The following is a 15,437-nucleotide window of genomic DNA, read 5'->3' as shown; positions in this document are numbered from 1 at the left end:
GGGAGAGGGTGGCTTCGCGCAGCGAAGACGGGTGAGGGGCGATGCGAGGTCGTGTTCGTAGCACTCAGATCTCGCGAAAACTTCGCGCTAACCAGACCGATGCCGAGACCAAGCTCTGGCATCGCATACGCAACCGGCAAGTCGGCGGTTTTAAATTTGCCCGGCAGGAAGCGATAGGCCCCTATATCTGCGACTTCGTTTGTCGGGAACAGCGCCTCGTGATCGAGGTCGACGGCGGCCAACACCTAGAATCCAAACGAGATGAAATTCGCGACACGTATCTGCGGGCGGAAGGCTATGGCGTGGTGCGTTCTGGAATAACGACGTCTTGTCCAATATCGACGGCGTGCTGATGCTGCTCGACCAGGCGTTACGTGCAGATGGCCAAACAGCGGATTAGAGCCGACCCGACCCGAGAACATGCCTTCGTTGGAATTGTCTGCCCGGCCCCTCACCCGGATCGCAAGGGCGATCCGACCTCTCCCCGTAAAGGACGGGGAGAGGTTAAGAAGGCTACTCCACCGCCATCAGCGCATGCACCGAGAAATGCTTGTCAGCATCCGTCCATGACGCCTTCGGCTCCCAGCCCGAACCGCGGGCCAGCGTTGCAAAACGCTCGATGCTGTATTTGTAGCTGCTCTCGGTGTGGATGCTCTCGCCGGCACGGAATGCGAAGCTGCGACCGAGCACATGCACGGTCTGCGGCTTCCTGGCGATCAGGTGCATCTCGATGCGGTGGCGTTCCTTGTTGTAGATCGCGCGGTGCGTGAAGGCCGAGAGATCGAAATCGCCGCCGAGTTCGCGGTTGATACGCACCAGCACATTCATGTTGAACTTGCCGGTGACCCCTGCCGCGTCGTTATAGGCGGCGTGCAGCAGCTTCTCGTCTTTCTCCAGATCGATGCCGATCAGCATCAGGGCGTCCTTGCCGAGAATGGCGCGGGCCGAGCGCAGAAAGGCGCAGGCCTCGTGCGGCTCAAAATTACCGAGCGTCGAGCCCGGGAAGAAGCCGACTTTCGGCATCATCCGGATATCGGCGGGAAGGTCGAACGGTGCGGTGAAGTCGGCATTCACCGGCAGCACCTTCAGGCCCGGGAAATCCTTGCGCAGCTCGGCTGCCTGCGCCTGCAGGAAGTCGCCTGAGATATCGACCGGCGCATAGGCGCCGACGTCGCATTCATCCAACAGCAGCCGCACCTTGGTGGTGGCGCCGGCGCCGAATTCGATCAAGGCGGCATTCTTCGGAATGATCGCGTTGATGTCCTTGCCACGCGAGCGGAGAATGCCGAGCTCGGTACGGGTCGGGTAATATTCCGGCAATTTGGTGATCTGTTCGAACAGCTCCGAGCCGGCTTCGTCATAGAAGTATTTCGGCGACAGCTTTTTCGGATGCTGCGACAGCGCTTCGGCGACATCCGCGGCAAATGCGGAGGCCGAGGCATTCAGCAGCGACAGTGCCAACGGGGCATGAACGTTCATGTCAGTCTCCTCAACGCTTTCGAAGCGCCGTGATGTCAGGAAGTCAGTTGCCGTAATCGGCCAGCCGCAGGCCCGTGAATTGCCAGCGATGATGGGGATAGAAGAAATTGCGGTAGGTGACGCGGCTGTGATCGTCCGGTGTTGCCAGCGACGAGCCGCGCAGCACCAGCTGATTGATCATGAACTTGCCGTTGTACTCGCCGAGTGCGCCTTCGATGGCGCGGTAGCCCGGATAGGCGGCGTAAGCGGAGCGCGTCCATTGCCAGACGATGCCGAAGGCGTCGTTGAGCTGACCGGCCCGCGCTGCGACTTCCCATTCCATTTCGGTGGGCAGATGCTTGCCGCTCCAGCGCGCAAAGGCGTCACATTCGTAATAGCTGACGTGGCACACCGGCGCGTCGAGATCTATCGGCTTGAGGCCGGCGAGGGTCATGATCTGCCATTCGCCATTGACCTTGCGCCAGTGGCCAGGTGCCTGCCATTCCTCGCGGGCCGCGGCGGCAAAGCCATCCATCAGCCACAGCGTCGCTTCGTCGTAACCGCCGGCCTCCATGAAGGCGAGCCATTCGCGGTTGGTGACGAGATTCCTTGCGAGCTTGACGGGACCGACAAGCGCGCGATGTGCGGGCTTCTCGTTGTCGAAATGGAAGCTCTCGCTCTGATGGCCGATGGTGTGGATGCCTTCGGTGAGCGTGGTCCACGCATCGCCCGATGTGGTCGAGGCCGGGAAGCGCCAATCAGAGTCATAGGCCGGCGGGATCGGGTTCTGCGCGAAGGCATGCAGGATGTCGGTGAGCATCAGTTCCTGATGCTGCTGCTCGTGATTGAAGCCGACTTCGAGCAACGGGATCAGCGAGGCCAGCTTGTCGTCTGAGGTCTCGTTGAAGAATTTGATGACGGCCGCATCGACATGCTTGCGATAGGCGGTGACTTCGTCGGCGCCGGGCCGGGTGAGGTGCCCGCGCTGCGCGCGGGCATGGCGCGGGCCGGCGGAGACATAATAGGAATTGAACAGATAGGCGTAATCGGGGTGGTAGACCTTGTAGCCGGGGGCGTGATCGCCGAGCAGGAATTGCTCCCAGAACCAGGTCACATGGGCGCGGTGCCACTTCGCCGGGCTGGTGTCGGGCATCGACTGCACCAACTGGTCTTCCGGGGAGAGCGGGGCAGCGCGGCGTTCGGTTTCGTTGCGGACCGTCAGGAAGGCGTCACCCAGTCTTTGGGCCAGTGCGCCTGCGGGGGCGGATTCGGAGGCGGGGGACGCGGTGCCTGAACTCATGCCTGAACTCTTGGCGAAAGCTGGATTCGTCACGAAAGTCTCCGATTTTGGAGAGAACGTTGCTCTTGGTGATGGGTTCCCGAGCAGCCTGTCCTAAATAGGTCATCCGATTGGTTATAAAAGGCCTGTCGTCATATGATCTTTGGCCGGACCGGACTTGGCAAAAACTGCGGAAAAGTGACCGTGGCGGGCCGGCAATAAGCCCCAATGCCTGTGATTTCAGGCTCTTGATCACGTCCATAAGACTTGGGGTGCGGAACGGATTCGGCTACATATATGACAAGTCTGACCGGGCGAGCGCCCGATGGCTGGGCCGCCAACTCCAGACCTTGAATCTGGACCTTGAACAGGGACGTGACATGAGCATTGAGCAATTCATCGAGAACGAAGTGAAGACCAACGACGTGGTGCTGTTCATGAAGGGCACGCCGCAATTTCCGCAGTGCGGTTTCTCGGGCCAGGTGGTCCAGATCCTCGATCACGTGGGTGTCGGCTACAAGGGCCTCAACGTTCTCGAATCCGCCGATCTGCGCGACGGCATCAAGACCTATTCGAACTGGCCGACCATTCCGCAGCTCTATGTGAAGGGCGAATTCGTCGGTGGCTGCGACATCATCCGTGAGATGTTCCAGGCTGGCGAGTTGCAGAGCCTGCTGGCCGAAAAGGGCGTGATCGCCGCCCCGGCTTCGGCCTGATTTCAAGTCGACAAATCGGCACGGCGACGCTCGACGTCGTCGTGGCCGACATTACGACCCTCCGCGTTGACTCCATCGTCAACGCGGCCAATGCGTCGCTTCTCGGAGGCGGCGGTGTGGACGGCGCCATCCATCGGGCGGCCGGCCCCGACTTGCTCGCTGAATGCCGCACCCTCAAGGGTTGCGAGACCGGCGACGCCAAAATCACCAAAGGTTACAAGCTACCGGCAGCGTATGTCATCCATGCGGTCGGTCCGGTCTGGCATGGTGGCCGGAGCGGCGAGGATGAGGCGCTGGCGTCCTGCTACCGGCGGGCGCTGATGTTGTGTCAGGCACATGGCCTGGCCTCCGTTGCGTTTCCGGCCATCTCCACCGGTGTCTATGGTTTTCCCGCGGCGCGTGCGGCTCCCATCGCCGTCGGCTCGGTCATTCAGACGCTGAAAGACGCACCGGTGGTCACGGCCGTCACCTTCTGCTGCTTTTCCGAGCCATCGGCGGATCTGCATCGCCTCGCGCTCGCACGCGCACTTCCCCTTGTCTGAGAACGCCCCGCCGTTACACTCCTTTGATCAGGCAAAAGGAGCGGCGATGAATTTGCGGCACAGACTACGCGCGCTGCTCTGCGGAGCGCTGTTGCTCGCCGGATCGCCCGTCCTCGCCCAGGATCGCTTTGCTGCCGAAGGCACCTTCGACATTCCCGCCGGCGCCAAATTCTCGCAGGAGAAACTGGCGAAGATTGGCGAGTTCTTCCGCAAGCAGATCGCCGACGGCAAGATCCCCGGCGCCATCGTGCTGATCCAGCAGCACGGCAAACCGGTCTACAAGGAATTCTTCGGCGTCCGCGATCCCGACACGAAGCAGCCGATGACGGATGATACGATCTTCCGGCTGCATTCCATGTCGAAGCCGATCACGTCCTTCGCTGCGATGATGCTGATCGATCAGGGCAAGTTGAAGCTCGACGATCCCGTCTCGCAATACATTCCGTCTTTCGCCAAAGCCAAGGTCGGTGTCGAGAAGAAGCTGGAGAACGGCGAAAAGGCGCTGGATATCGTCGCGCCCAACCGCCCGGTGACGATCCGCGACCTGCTGCTGCACACGTCCGGCATCACCTACGGCTTCTATGGCGAAAGCCTGGTCCGCCGCGCCTATGGCAATGCCGATATCTACAGCGGTGATTTCGACAACAAGGAATTCGCCGACCGCATCGCGCAACTGCCGCTCGAGCACCAGCCCGGCACCATGTGGGACTACGGCCACTCCACCGACATTCTCGGCCGTGTGATCGAAGTCGTCACGGGCAAGTCGCTGCTCGGTTACGAGGAGCAGGCGTTCCTCGGGCCGCTGGGGATGAAGGACACCGGCTTCTTCGTGAAGGAGAAGTCGAAGGAGGTCATGCTCGCCAAGCCGATGGCCTGGGACCGCGATTTCCGCACCGGACGACAGGGCCGACCCGATACCTATCAGAAATGGGAATCCGGCAGCGGCGGCATGGTCTCGACGCTGGCGGATTACACCAAATTCGCGCAGATGCTGCTGAACGGCGGCGAATATGATGGCAAGCGCTTCATGAGCGCGGCGACGTTCAAGGACATGACCACGGATCATATCGGCAAGGACTCCGGGGTCGGCCGTGACTATCTGTATTTCCCCGGTGACGGTTTCGGCTTCGGCTATGGCTTTGCGGTGCGCACCGATGCCGGCAATGCCAAGCCGTCGCCGCCGGGATCGCTCGGCGAACTGAAATGGGACGGCGCCAGCGGTTGCTACTTCATCATCGATCCCAAACAGGATTTTTTCTTCATCCTGCTTGAGCAGACGCCGTCGGAGCGACAGCGCATTCAAAGGTCTTTGAAGCTGTTGGTCTATGAAGCGCTGGAGAAATAGGCGCGCCGTACTCCTGCTGCTGACGCTGTGCTGCGTCGGCACCGTTATCGTGCCTTCGCCGCCGGTCCGGGCCGAAAAACCGCAATCCATTGCGCGCGAATTCTCTGCCGAAAAGCTGCTGGCGCTCGATCGCTACTTTCTCGACATGGTCGCGGAGCGGAAGATTCCCGGCGCGGTGGTGTTGGTGCAACAGCACGGCAAGCCCGTCTATTTCGATACGTTCGGCAATCTCGACAGCGGCCATCCGATGACCAGGGATGCGATCTTCCGGCTATATTCGATGTCGAAACCGATCACCTCGGTGGCCGCAATGATGCTGGTCGAGGATGGCAAGCTGCGCCTCGACGATCCCGTTGCGAAATACATCCCGGCTTTCGCGAAGGCGAAGGTGGGCGTTGACGTTAAAGGCGGCGACGAACACGCCACATTCGGCCTCGTGCCGTTGCAGCGGCCGATCACCATCGCCGATTTGCTCAAGCACACATCGGGCATCACTTACGGTTTCTATGGCGACGATCCCGCGCGGAAACGTTATGCGCAGCTCGATATCTTCGGCCGCGACTGGGACAATGCCTCCTGGGCCGACCGCATCGCGCAGCTTCCGCTCGCCGAGCAGCCCGGCACGCTGTGGGACTACGGCCATTCCACCGACATTCTCGGCCGCGTCATCGAAGTGGTGTCCGGCCAGTCGCTCTATCATTTCCTGGAGGAACGGCTTTTCGGTCCATTGGGGATGCGGGACACCTCGTTCTACATCACCGATGGCGAACGGCGCTCGCGTGTGGCCGAGCCGTTCCCGGGAGATCGCATGGTCGGGCCGGTGATCGGCATGCACGATCCCGCGGAGGTCATGCAATGGGAGGCGGGGGGCTCCGGTCTGGTCGGTACGATTTCGGACTATGCGCACTTCTTGCAGATGCTGCTCAATGGCGGCACGCTTGACGGCAAGCGCTATCTCAAACCGGAAACAGTGGCGGAGATGACGCGCGATCACGTCGGTCCGCAGAGCGGCGTGAAGCGCGACTACTATTATTTCCCGGGCGCCGGCAGCGGCTTCGGCCTTGGATTCGCCGTGCGCACGAAGGAGCTGACCAGCGAGCCCGGCCCGGTCGGCGAATATCGCTGGGACGGTGTTGGCGGCACGTTCTTCTGGGTCGATCCGAAGAACGACATGTTCGTGCTGGTGATGGCGCAATCGCCGTCGCAGCGGGTGCGGATGGAGGTGGACGTGCGGAAGATCATCGCTGAGGCGTTGAAGTAAGCGGCAGGGCAGGGCAGGGCAGGGCAGGTCATCGTGGTGCCTGTTCCACATACTCAGTCCTCATCCTGAGGAGCGCGCTCTTGCGCGCGTCTCGAAGGATGGGCCAAACATCTCATGGTTCGAGACGGCGCCAAGCGGCGCCTCCTCACCATGAGGGCCGTCGGGATAAGGCTAAACCGCTCGCACCACGTCCCTGATCAATCCCAGCGTCTCCTCGATCATGTCCGCACTGACATCCAGATGCGTGCAGGCGCGGATGCGGCCGTCCATGGTGGCGAGCAGCACGCCCTTCGCGCGCAAGGCTTTCACCATAGCAGCACCGCTGATGCCTGCGCCCGCGGGATCGAAGAACACGAGATTAGTCTCCGGCTGCTGCACGTTGATGCCGTTGATTTGCGCCAGTCCGCTGGCGAGTGCGCGCGCATTGGCGTGATCGTCGGCGAGGCGCTCGACGTGATGATCCAGCGCGTGGATGCAGGCGGCGGCAACGATGCCGGCCTGGCGCATCGAGCCGCCCAATCCCTGCTTCCAGCGCCACACTGCATCAATGTAGTCGTGTGTGCCGGCGAGCACGGCTCCGATCGGCGCGCCGAGCCCCTTACTGAAATCGATCCACACCGAGTCCCAGCCGTCGGACATCCTGCTCGCACCGATACCGGTGGCGACGCAGGCATTCATCAGTCGCGCGCCATCCATATGCGTGGCAAGGCCGCGGTCACGCGCGATGGTGACGATCGCTTCGAGATCGGATTTCGACCAGATGGTGCCGCCGCCGATATTGGCAGTCTGTTCGACGCTGACCACGGTCTGCGCTGCCTCGTAGCGCGTGCGCGGATGCAATGCGGCGCGCAGTGCGTCGGGTGTGAATTTGCCGTCGGCGCCGTCGAGCCCGGTAATCTGGAAGCCGCCAAGCGCGGCATGGGTGCCGCCCTCGCGCGAGAGGATATGCGCGGTGCGATGCGCGAGGATTTCGTCGCCGGGCCGGCAATGCGCCAGCAGGCCGGCGACATTGCACATGGTACCCGATGGCATGAACACGGCGGCTTCCTTGCCGAGCAGTTCGGCGACGCGGTCGCAGAGCGCGTTGACGGTGGGATCGTCGCCGACCTGCTCATCGCCGACATCTGCCGCAGCCATCGCCGCGCGCATCGCGGGCGTGGGCTTCGTCTGTGTGTCCGACAGCAGATTGATGCGAACCGGCGGCTGTGATGGATCGGGGCGAGCAGGGGTGAAGGGCATTGGGAATTCCACGTTGTTACACACCACAAGCTACCCCGTCATTGCGAGCCCGCAAAATCGTCTTGCGATTTTGCTGAGCGAAGCAATCCAGAGTGAACGAGCGAAGGCTGGATTGCTTCGTCGCTACGCTAAGGGGAAAGTTGCATGCAACTTTCCTTGACCTCGCAATGACGGCTGATGGGACAGAGGCCAAACAAAAAAGGCCCCGGAAAATCCGGGGCCTTGATCTCGTCTGCGCTGTCAGAAATTAGCGCGAATAGAATTCGACGATCAGATGCGGTTCCATCTGCACGGCGAAGGGAACGTCCGACAGCTGCGGAATGCGGATGAACTTGGCGGTCATCTTGCTGTGGTCGGTTTCGACGTAATCCGGGGGGTCGCGTTCGCCGAGCTGGCTGGCTTCCAGAACGAAAGCGAGCTGCTTGGAGGATTCCTTGATCTCGATGACGTCGCCGACCTTCACGAGATAGCTCGCGATGTTGACGCGCTTGCCGTTCACCTTGATGTGGCCGTGGTTGATGAACTGACGGGCCGCAAACATGGTGGCGACGAACTTGGCGCGATACACGACGGTGTCGAGGCGGCGCTCGAGCAGGCCGATCAGGTTTTCACCGGTGTCGCCCTTGAGACGGCCGGCTTCCACATAGATGGAGTGGAACTGGCGCTCGGAGATGTTGGCGTAATAGCCCTTCAGCTTCTGCTTGGCGCGCAGCTGCGTGCCGAAGTCGGAGAGCTTGCCCTTGCGGCGCTGGCCGTGCTGGCCGGGGCCGTATTCACGCTTGTTGACCGGAGACTTGGGACGACCCCAAATGTTCTGGCCCATACGGCGGTCGATTTTATATTTAGCTTCACTACGCTTTGTCATCGCGTCCTCGGTTTTGTCAGCCATCGCGAAGCGATGGCTCTTTTGGTGGATGTGAGGAGACGCGCCCTCCTGTGTACCGTGATCAGTCCAGAGTCTGGAAAATCTCGGCACCGACAGGTTCATTCCCAAAGCTGGGTGGAGAACCACGGGTGCGAAACGCTTCGCGGGCCGAAAACGGCCCGCGAGCAAGGCGGTTTCTAGGGGGAAGGCCCGGTTATGTCAATTGAAAGACAGGCTTTTTGCCGTTTGGCGGGCTTATAGCGCCAATCCGGCCGATTTCGACGCAAAATCAGGTCTGAAAGCCCACTTTTACCGCCTAATGCCCTCGAATGCAGCGGCGATTCCGCGCTGGAACAGTGACCAGTCGAATCCCAGCGCCAGCGCCACATAGCCCCGCTGGATCATGGCGTTGCCCATCTCCGCGTTCAGCGCCGCGCCGCCCAGCGGTACGCCGCTTTTTAGGATGCCGGCTTCCGCCTTGGCGACCAGCGCCTGCACCTCGGGATCGCCCGGCTGGCCGCGTTTGCCGATGGATGTCGCGAGGTCGCCGACGCCGATCACCGCGATGTCGATGCCCGGCGTGGCCATGATCTCGCCGATCCGGTTCACCGCATCGATATGCTCGATGGTGATCATGCAGATCATGCTGTCGTCGGCGCGCGCCATATAGTCGGGCATGCCCACGTTCCAGCGGAACGGCGCATGGAACGGTCCCCATAGCCGCTCGCCCTGAGTCGGATAGCGCAGGCTGCGCGCGGCCTTGTAGGCATCGTCGGCGCTGTTGATCATCGGGAAGTTGATGCCCATCGCGCCGAAATCCATCGGTGCTTTCGCCAGCCATGGCTCGTTGGCGGCGATCCGCACCAATGGCGTGCAGGGCGTGCCCGCGGTGGCCATGATCATGCCATGCGCCGTGTTGAGATCGATCGGGCCGTGTTCGAGATCGACGATGATCCAGTCCAGCGACTGCGCCATGATGCGTACGGTCTGGATCGACGGGATGGTCGCGATGGCTCCGAAAGTGGGGCGGCCCTCGCGCCATTTCTGCTTGAGGTCGTGAAATGGCGCGGGGGTCGTCATCGTCACATGGGATCCTGTTATTTCGGCGCGGGTGTCGCCACCGGCTTGCCGTCTTCCACCACATAGACTGCCATGATCTTCAGGCCCTTGTCGCCGGTCTTCACGTCATGCGGAATCCCGGCCGGGACGGCATAGGAATCGCCGGCCTTGAGCACCTGGTCCGGCTGGCCCTCGACGATCAGCGTCGCGTCGCCATCGAGAACGTAACCGGTATCGACACCTGGATGGGTATGGCGGCCGGCGAGCTGGTTCGGGCCGAGTTCAGCCACGACCGTCACGATGCGATGGCCGGCAGGATATTTGACGTCCTGCAGCGGCGTGCGCTTGATGCCTTGTGCACTGGCAGCGCCGGCGCAGGCCGTGATCGCCGCGCCAACAAGCAGTGTCTTGAGAAGGCCATTCTTCAGAAAATTCGTATCGAGCATGCTGGTCTCCCTTTGCCGTTCTCTTTTCGAAACGGCGCGCCGCAAAGCTAGCAGCGCGCAAGGGAAAGTCGAGATGTCGTCGCTAGGCCGCGACCTGTCCGCCAAAGAACGGCGCCAGTGCCTCCGGCCAGGCGTGGCGCTTGCCGGAGGTGTAGAGCAGCACGGCATCGCCGGGTGGCACGCCGGGCTGATGATCGCCGATCAGGCCGACCACGCGGCGGGCGATTGCCGGGGCCGGATCGATCCATGCCACCGGCCATGGCGCGATGCGATTGAGGTGGTCGAGCAACAGCGGGTAATGCGTACAAGCGAGCACGATCGTATCGGTGCGGGCGCCGGCGGCGTCCTGCACGAAGCAGGGCGCGATCTCGCGAAACAGATCGGCGTCGTCGATGCCCTGGCCGCCGAGTGCGCCTTCCGCCAGTGCGGCGAGTTCGGCGGAGCCGACCAGCGTGACGATGCAGCCGCCGCCGAATTCGCGGATCAGCGTCTGGGTATATTCGCGCTTCACGGTGCCTGACGTGCCGAGCACGGAGACGCGCTTGCTGACCGAGCGCGCGCAGGCCGGCTTGATCGCCGGCACGGTGCCGACAAAGGGCACGGCATAGGCGGCGCGCAGATGGCTGAGCACCAGCGTCGAGGCGGTGTTGCAGGCGATCACCACGAGATCCGGCCGGTGCGCGTCGATCAGCTCGCCCATCAGCGGCACCACGCGGCCGATCAGCGCCTCCTCGGTGTGCTGGCCGTAGGGAAAGAACGCGTCATCGGCCACATAGACATAGCGGGCATCCGGACGCGCCTTGGCGATCTCGCGCTGGACGGTGAGGCCGCCGAGACCGGAGTCGAACACAAGGATGGTGGGACGCGTGGGCATCATGAGAGCCTAGGGGAGGATGGTTACTGCGGAGTTGCTGCGGGTCTGGCAATCAAGACAGGGGCATTCGGGCTTTTTCGGGAAGGGCGGCGGCTCTTAACCTCTCCCCGCTCTGCGCGGGGAGAGGTCGCCCGGCTTAGCGCAGCGAAGCCGGGCGGGTGAGGGGCATGGCACGCGCTCACCGCTTGTTGCGCTCTTTCGGATCGGAATCTTCGATCCGAAAACGAGACGCATAGGACAGGCCAATGCCATGCCCCTCACCCCACCCCTCTCCCCGCGCAAGATGCGGGGAGAGGGAGCGCTCTCACGCATCTCGACTTGTTACACCGGCGCTAGCGGCTGCCGCGCTCCGGCCGGTAGCTCAACCTTGATCGTGTCACCCGGCGCAACCTCACCATCTGCGATCACGATCGCCATCACGCCGGCCTTGCAGACGACATTGCCATCAGCATCGCGGTCCTCCGTCGCTGCCTTCAATCCCTGCTGAAAGCGGTCCATCAGCACACAGGGTTCGCGCAATCCGGTAAGTTCGATCACGGCGGACTCGCCGAGATGCAGCCGCGTGCCGGTCGGCAGTGCGGCGAACTCGATCCCCGATGTGGTGACATTCTCGCCGAGATCGCCGGGCTGGATCGTGAATCCCTCAGCGCGCAATTCGTCGAACAGCTCGCACGGGATCAGATGCACCTGGCGCAGGTTCGGCCTGGCGGGATCGCGGCGGCGGTCGTAGCGATGCTGCACCAATGCGCCCATATGCCCGTCGCCTTCGACGCCGAGACCCGCGAGCAGGCGAATGCTCAGGCTTGGCGTCTTGCTGAAGTGATGACCGCGCCGCAGACATACGGCGACGATGTAGCCAGTGGACTCCGTCCTCATGGTGAGGAGGCGCCGCTTCGGCGCCGTCTCGAACCATGGCGTGTGGCGCTCATCCTTCGAGACGCGACGAAGAGGTCGCTCCTCAGGATGAGGTACCGAACACGCGTGTGAAGATCGTGTCCACATGCTTGAGATGATAGCCGAGGTCGAACTTCTCGGAGATCTCGTCGTCGGTGAGATATTTCTTCACCTCGGGGTCGTTCTTCAGCAGTGTCTGGAAGTCGCCTTCGCCGCGCCACACCGGCATGGCGTTGCGCTGCACGAGCTTGTAGCTGTCCTCGCGCGACGCGCCCTTCTGCGTCAGCGCGATCAGCACGCGCTGCGAATGCACGAGGCCGCCGAGGCGGTCGAGATTCTTCTGCATGTTGGCGGGATAGACCAAGAGCTTCTCGATCACGCCGGCCATGCGGTTGAGCGCGAAGTCGAGCGTCACCGTGGCGTCGGGGCCAAACATGCGCTCGGCGGAGGAGTGCGAGATATCGCGCTCGTGCCACAGCACCACGTTTTCCAGCGCCGGCGTCACATAGGCGCGCACCATACGGGCGAGACCGGTGATGTTCTCGGTCAGCACCGGGTTGCGCTTGTGCGGCATGGCCGACGAGCCCTTCTGGCCCTCTGAGAAGAACTCCTCGGCTTCCAGCACCTCGGTGCGCTGCATGTGGCGGATTTCTACAGCCAAGCGCTCCATCGACGAGGCGATGACGCCGAGCGTCGCGAAGAACATCGCGTGGCGGTCGCGCGGGATCACCTGGGTCGAGATCGGCTCGGGCACGAGGCCCATTGCTTTCGCGACATGTTCTTCGACGCGCGGATCGATCTGCGCGAAGGTGCCGACGGCGCCGGAGATCGCGCAGGTCGCGACTTCCTTGCGCGCGGCGACGAGGCGCTCGCGGTTGCGGGTGAATTCGGCATAGGCATAAGCGAGCTTGAGACCGAAGGTGACCGGCTCGGCATGGATGCCATGCGAGCGGCCGATGGTCGGCGTCATCTTGTGCTCGAAGGCGCGGGTCTTCAGCGCGGCGAGCAGGCGGTCGATATCGGCGATCAGGATATCGGCGCAACGCGTGAGCTGCACATTGAGGCAGGTGTCGAGCACATCCGACGAAGTCATGCCCTGATGCACGAAGCGCGCTTCCGGGCCGACGATTTCGGCAAGGTGGGTCAGGAATGCGATGACGTCATGCTTGGTCTCGCGCTCGATCTCATCGATGCGCTCCACATTGAAGGTGGCGTCCTTGGCCTTGGCCCAGATCGTCTTCGCCGCGTCCTTCGGAATGGTGCCCAGTTCCGCCAGCGCGTCGGCGGCATGCGCCTCGATCTCGAACCAGATCTTGAAGCGGGTCTGCGGCTCCCAGATGGAGGCCATTTCCGGACGGGTATAGCGAGGGATCATGGGCAACTCGGACGTATGAGGGATTTCGGCCGCGGTTTAGCAGATGGGACCGGGAGAGGAAACCGGGAAGGAGCACAAGTACTCGGATAACGCCTGAAATACCTGCTAGTTATTGAGCCGAACGCAATCTACCGGCTGTTGAAGAAAACGGTCTCAGCCTCCGAACGTCCCGCGTTCCAGCGTTTTTAAGTAAGGAGATCGGTTGAATGCTGGCCCATATTGATGCGAGCGGGAATATGGGGCAGCAGCCAGTTTATGTCATGGCTGGCTATTTCGCGCCTGTTAATTCGTGGGAGACATTTTCGCGAGATTGGCGGGTTGCCTTAGAAACTCCGCGGTCTGCTCAGGTGATCAAGGCGTCGCATCTGATGGCCTGTGACAAGGCTTTCAAGGGTTGGAGCGCCGACGAACGTGATCAAAAATTGAAGGTGTTGGCGACTGTCATCAATCGACATGTTCTGGGATCAATAAATATTGTCGTGCCGGTAGAGTCTTGGCGTAAGCATTTCAAAGGCAAGTTAGATAGGGGCTATCATGATCGCCCTTACTACTTCGCTGTTCATAATTTGATGGCCACCTTGGTCAAGTATGCCCATTTCAAAGGCATGAATACCAAGATTGATTTCGTATTTGATTCCGAAGACGCCGAGCCGATTGCAGAGATTCAGTCGACGTACGCTGATTTTGTAAGAACGGCGCCACCGCATTTCAGGCCTTATCTCGGCGGAGCTCCTATTTTTCGCAAAGATGAGGACGTGTTGCCATTGCAGGCGGCGGACCTATTGGCTTGGCACGTTCGAAGGGCTTACGTCGAAGCTCAACGAAAGACCCCCCGTTCGGACACGAGCGTTATTGATCGTGAGCTCTTCTCAGATTGTGAGCGCGTCGAATGTAAGTGGACAGACGCTCACTTGGAGGGCGCTGCAAAATTCATACTCTCGCGGCGAACTTGGATATCACACTGAAATTTAAGCGGACGTGGTTCTCACACGATCTCCCCACGCGCCTTCAGCGCTTCGCTTCGTATCGCATCAATATTCGCCTTTTAGCTCTCCATCGTACCGCCTTTGAATACGGCGGAGCCCGCGACGAACGCATTCGCGCCGGCGCCACAAGCTGTCTGGCCACGGTTGCCGACGCACCGCCATAGACTTCGATGTCCATTGGTCTGGCCGCGGTTACAGCGAAGAGGTCTCTGATAATGCCGACGGCCGACGGCATTTCCGCTATCGCGGCGCCAACCTCGTTGTCACCGCCATGAACCGTCGGTTAGGCCCCGCATGGAATTGATGGGCGTCCACGGTCTCCACCAGCACCGCCAGCGTCTGCGTGCCGTCTTTGGCGTGGTGATGATAGACATCGGCAATTCCGTAGGCGGTCACGCAGCGCCGGCGTTTCGGCAGTTGCTTGTCCTGCTGCAGCGTGATGGGCGCGGTGCCATCGATGCTCAGTTGCAGTGTCATGCCGGTGGCAATGACACTGCCAGTGGTGCCGCGGCCGCCGGCGCCGTAGCATGACGCCTTGCCGAGCGCCTGATCGGAGATCGTCAGCACCAGCTTGCGGCCGTCCGGCAAAGTGATGGCCTGCGTGGTGGCGAGCGGCTTCGGGTCCATCTGATAGATGCCGATCTCGTCGAGATCCATCGACGGTTTGCCGGCGAAGCGCGTGCCGGGCTCGGTGATACCAAGCTTGCCCAGCAGCGGCTTGGCCTTGGCCATCAGCTCGGCGCGCACGGCATCCACTTCGCGCTCGTCATCGTCCTTAGTACGGATGGAGAAGGGCGTGCCCTTCGCAAAGTCGTCGGTGCGGGTGTCGATCACCTGGATCTCGGCGACGATCTCGGTCGCATCATAGAGCTGCGTATAGTGCTCGAAGGCGAAATGCGCGCCGTCCGGGGAAAAGCCGATCACTTTGCGCGCAGCAGCGTCGCCCGCCTGCGCCGTGCCGAGCAAGGCGAGCGAGAGCAGGGGAGCGAGCAGGAAGCGGCGAAAGCCGGCGATTGAATGCTGTGTCATCCCGGTTGGTCGCGCTACGCGGAGCAAAGTTCATGCGCCTATTGCCCTTCGCAGGAGTTGACAACATTC

General features: G+C 61.8%; 16 protein-coding genes and 1 pseudogene. 6 read left to right on the top strand and 11 right to left on the bottom strand.

The annotated features are described in order from the left end of the window. The first annotated feature begins 41 nt into the window (after nucleotides 1–41). The gene (locus AB7783_RS13265) at nucleotides 42–353 is read left to right on the top strand and encodes an endonuclease domain-containing protein (RefSeq protein WP_349636619.1); all 312 of its coding nucleotides are present in this window, start codon (nucleotides 42–44) and stop codon (nucleotides 351–353) included. Between the two features lie 160 nt (nucleotides 354–513). On the opposite strand, the gene egtD is transcribed toward AB7783_RS13265, so the two are convergent. Together egtD and egtB are read right to left on the bottom strand one after the other, a co-directional pair. Next, nucleotides 514–1,479, bottom strand: a complete 966-nt coding sequence (gene egtD / locus AB7783_RS13260) for an L-histidine N(alpha)-methyltransferase (protein ID WP_089265017.1) — start codon at nucleotides 1,477–1,479, stop codon at nucleotides 514–516. 43 nt (nucleotides 1,480–1,522) lie between these two features. Continuing rightward, nucleotides 1,523–2,758, bottom strand: a complete 1,236-nt coding sequence (gene egtB / locus AB7783_RS13255) for an ergothioneine biosynthesis protein EgtB (protein WP_441279692.1) — start codon at nucleotides 2,756–2,758, stop codon at nucleotides 1,523–1,525. 359 nt (nucleotides 2,759–3,117) lie between these two features. Here egtB and grxD point away from each other — a divergent pair, with 359 nt between their 5' ends. From grxD to AB7783_RS13235, 4 genes are read left to right on the top strand one after another with little or no spacing between them, the layout of a single operon-like run. Continuing rightward, nucleotides 3,118–3,453 carry a Grx4 family monothiol glutaredoxin gene (grxD, locus tag AB7783_RS13250; RefSeq protein WP_068736311.1) on the top strand — a complete coding sequence of 112 codons (336 nt, stop codon included), beginning with the start codon at nucleotides 3,118–3,120 and terminating at the stop codon, nucleotides 3,451–3,453. Then, nucleotides 3,453–3,995, top strand: coding sequence for an O-acetyl-ADP-ribose deacetylase (locus AB7783_RS13245; protein WP_093757278.1), 543 nt, complete (start codon nucleotides 3,453–3,455; stop codon nucleotides 3,993–3,995). The genes grxD and AB7783_RS13245 overlap by 1 nt, the downstream gene beginning before the upstream one ends. Nucleotides 3,996–4,041: 46 nt before the next feature. Next, nucleotides 4,042–5,340 carry a serine hydrolase domain-containing protein gene (locus tag AB7783_RS13240; RefSeq protein ID WP_441230146.1) on the top strand — a complete coding sequence of 433 codons (1,299 nt, stop codon included), beginning with the start codon at nucleotides 4,042–4,044 and terminating at the stop codon, nucleotides 5,338–5,340. Then, entirely contained in the window at nucleotides 5,321–6,601 is a 1,281-nt protein-coding gene (locus AB7783_RS13235; protein ID WP_441277875.1) for a serine hydrolase domain-containing protein, read from the top strand. The genes AB7783_RS13240 and AB7783_RS13235 overlap by 20 nt, the downstream gene beginning before the upstream one ends. Nucleotides 6,602–6,772: 171 nt before the next feature. On the opposite strand, the gene AB7783_RS13230 is transcribed toward AB7783_RS13235, so the two are convergent. From AB7783_RS13230 to purB, 7 genes are all read right to left on the bottom strand, one after another. Next, nucleotides 6,773–7,840: a threonine aldolase family protein gene (locus AB7783_RS13230; RefSeq protein WP_441277874.1), complete on the bottom strand. Its 1,068-nt coding sequence runs from the start codon at nucleotides 7,838–7,840 to the stop codon at nucleotides 6,773–6,775. Between the two features lie 247 nt (nucleotides 7,841–8,087). Then, a complete protein-coding gene (gene rpsD, locus AB7783_RS13225) occupies nucleotides 8,088–8,705 on the bottom strand; it encodes a 30S ribosomal protein S4 (RefSeq protein WP_441277873.1) in 618 nt (205 codons plus the stop codon). 309 nt (nucleotides 8,706–9,014) lie between these two features. Then, the gene (locus AB7783_RS13220) at nucleotides 9,015–9,785 is read right to left on the bottom strand and encodes an HpcH/HpaI aldolase family protein (RefSeq protein WP_441279691.1); all 771 of its coding nucleotides are present in this window, start codon (nucleotides 9,783–9,785) and stop codon (nucleotides 9,015–9,017) included. Nucleotides 9,786–9,802: 17 nt separating this feature from the next. Next, nucleotides 9,803–10,210: a cupin domain-containing protein gene (locus AB7783_RS13215; protein WP_184518352.1), complete on the bottom strand. Its 408-nt coding sequence runs from the start codon at nucleotides 10,208–10,210 to the stop codon at nucleotides 9,803–9,805. An 82-nt stretch (nucleotides 10,211–10,292) separates the two neighbouring features. Beyond that, on the bottom strand, nucleotides 10,293–11,084 hold the full coding sequence (gene murI, locus AB7783_RS13210) for a glutamate racemase (RefSeq protein WP_184518349.1): 792 nt from the start codon (nucleotides 11,082–11,084) through the stop codon (nucleotides 10,293–10,295). A gap of 321 nt (nucleotides 11,085–11,405) precedes the next feature. Then, nucleotides 11,406–11,960, bottom strand: a complete 555-nt coding sequence (locus tag AB7783_RS13205) for an MOSC domain-containing protein (protein ID WP_441277872.1) — start codon at nucleotides 11,958–11,960, stop codon at nucleotides 11,406–11,408. 82 nt (nucleotides 11,961–12,042) lie between these two features. Beyond that, a complete protein-coding gene (gene purB / locus AB7783_RS13200) occupies nucleotides 12,043–13,353 on the bottom strand; it encodes an adenylosuccinate lyase (RefSeq protein ID WP_120292744.1) in 1,311 nt (436 codons plus the stop codon). Between the two features lie 206 nt (nucleotides 13,354–13,559). Between purB and AB7783_RS13195 the strand changes: the two genes are divergently transcribed. Next, a complete protein-coding gene (locus AB7783_RS13195; protein WP_089265008.1) occupies nucleotides 13,560–14,318 on the top strand; it encodes a DUF3800 domain-containing protein in 759 nt (252 codons plus the stop codon). An 80-nt stretch (nucleotides 14,319–14,398) separates the two neighbouring features. Here AB7783_RS13195 and AB7783_RS13190 read toward each other — a convergent pair. Next, a pseudogene (locus AB7783_RS13190) lies at nucleotides 14,399–14,580 on the bottom strand (ribulose-phosphate 3-epimerase); the annotation flags it as partial. After that, entirely contained in the window at nucleotides 14,580–15,368 is a 789-nt protein-coding gene (locus AB7783_RS13185; protein ID WP_441277871.1) for a DUF2259 domain-containing protein, read from the bottom strand. The gene AB7783_RS13185 and the pseudogene AB7783_RS13190, both read right to left, overlap by 1 nt. Between the last annotated feature and the right edge of the window lie 69 nt (nucleotides 15,369–15,437).

Origin of the sequence: Tardiphaga sp. 172_B4_N1_3 (assembly GCF_052076035.1) — a bacterium.
GTDB classification, from domain to species: Bacteria; Pseudomonadota; Alphaproteobacteria; order Rhizobiales; family Xanthobacteraceae; genus Tardiphaga; species Tardiphaga robiniae.
This window is presented reverse-complemented; position numbering and strand designations above follow the sequence as displayed.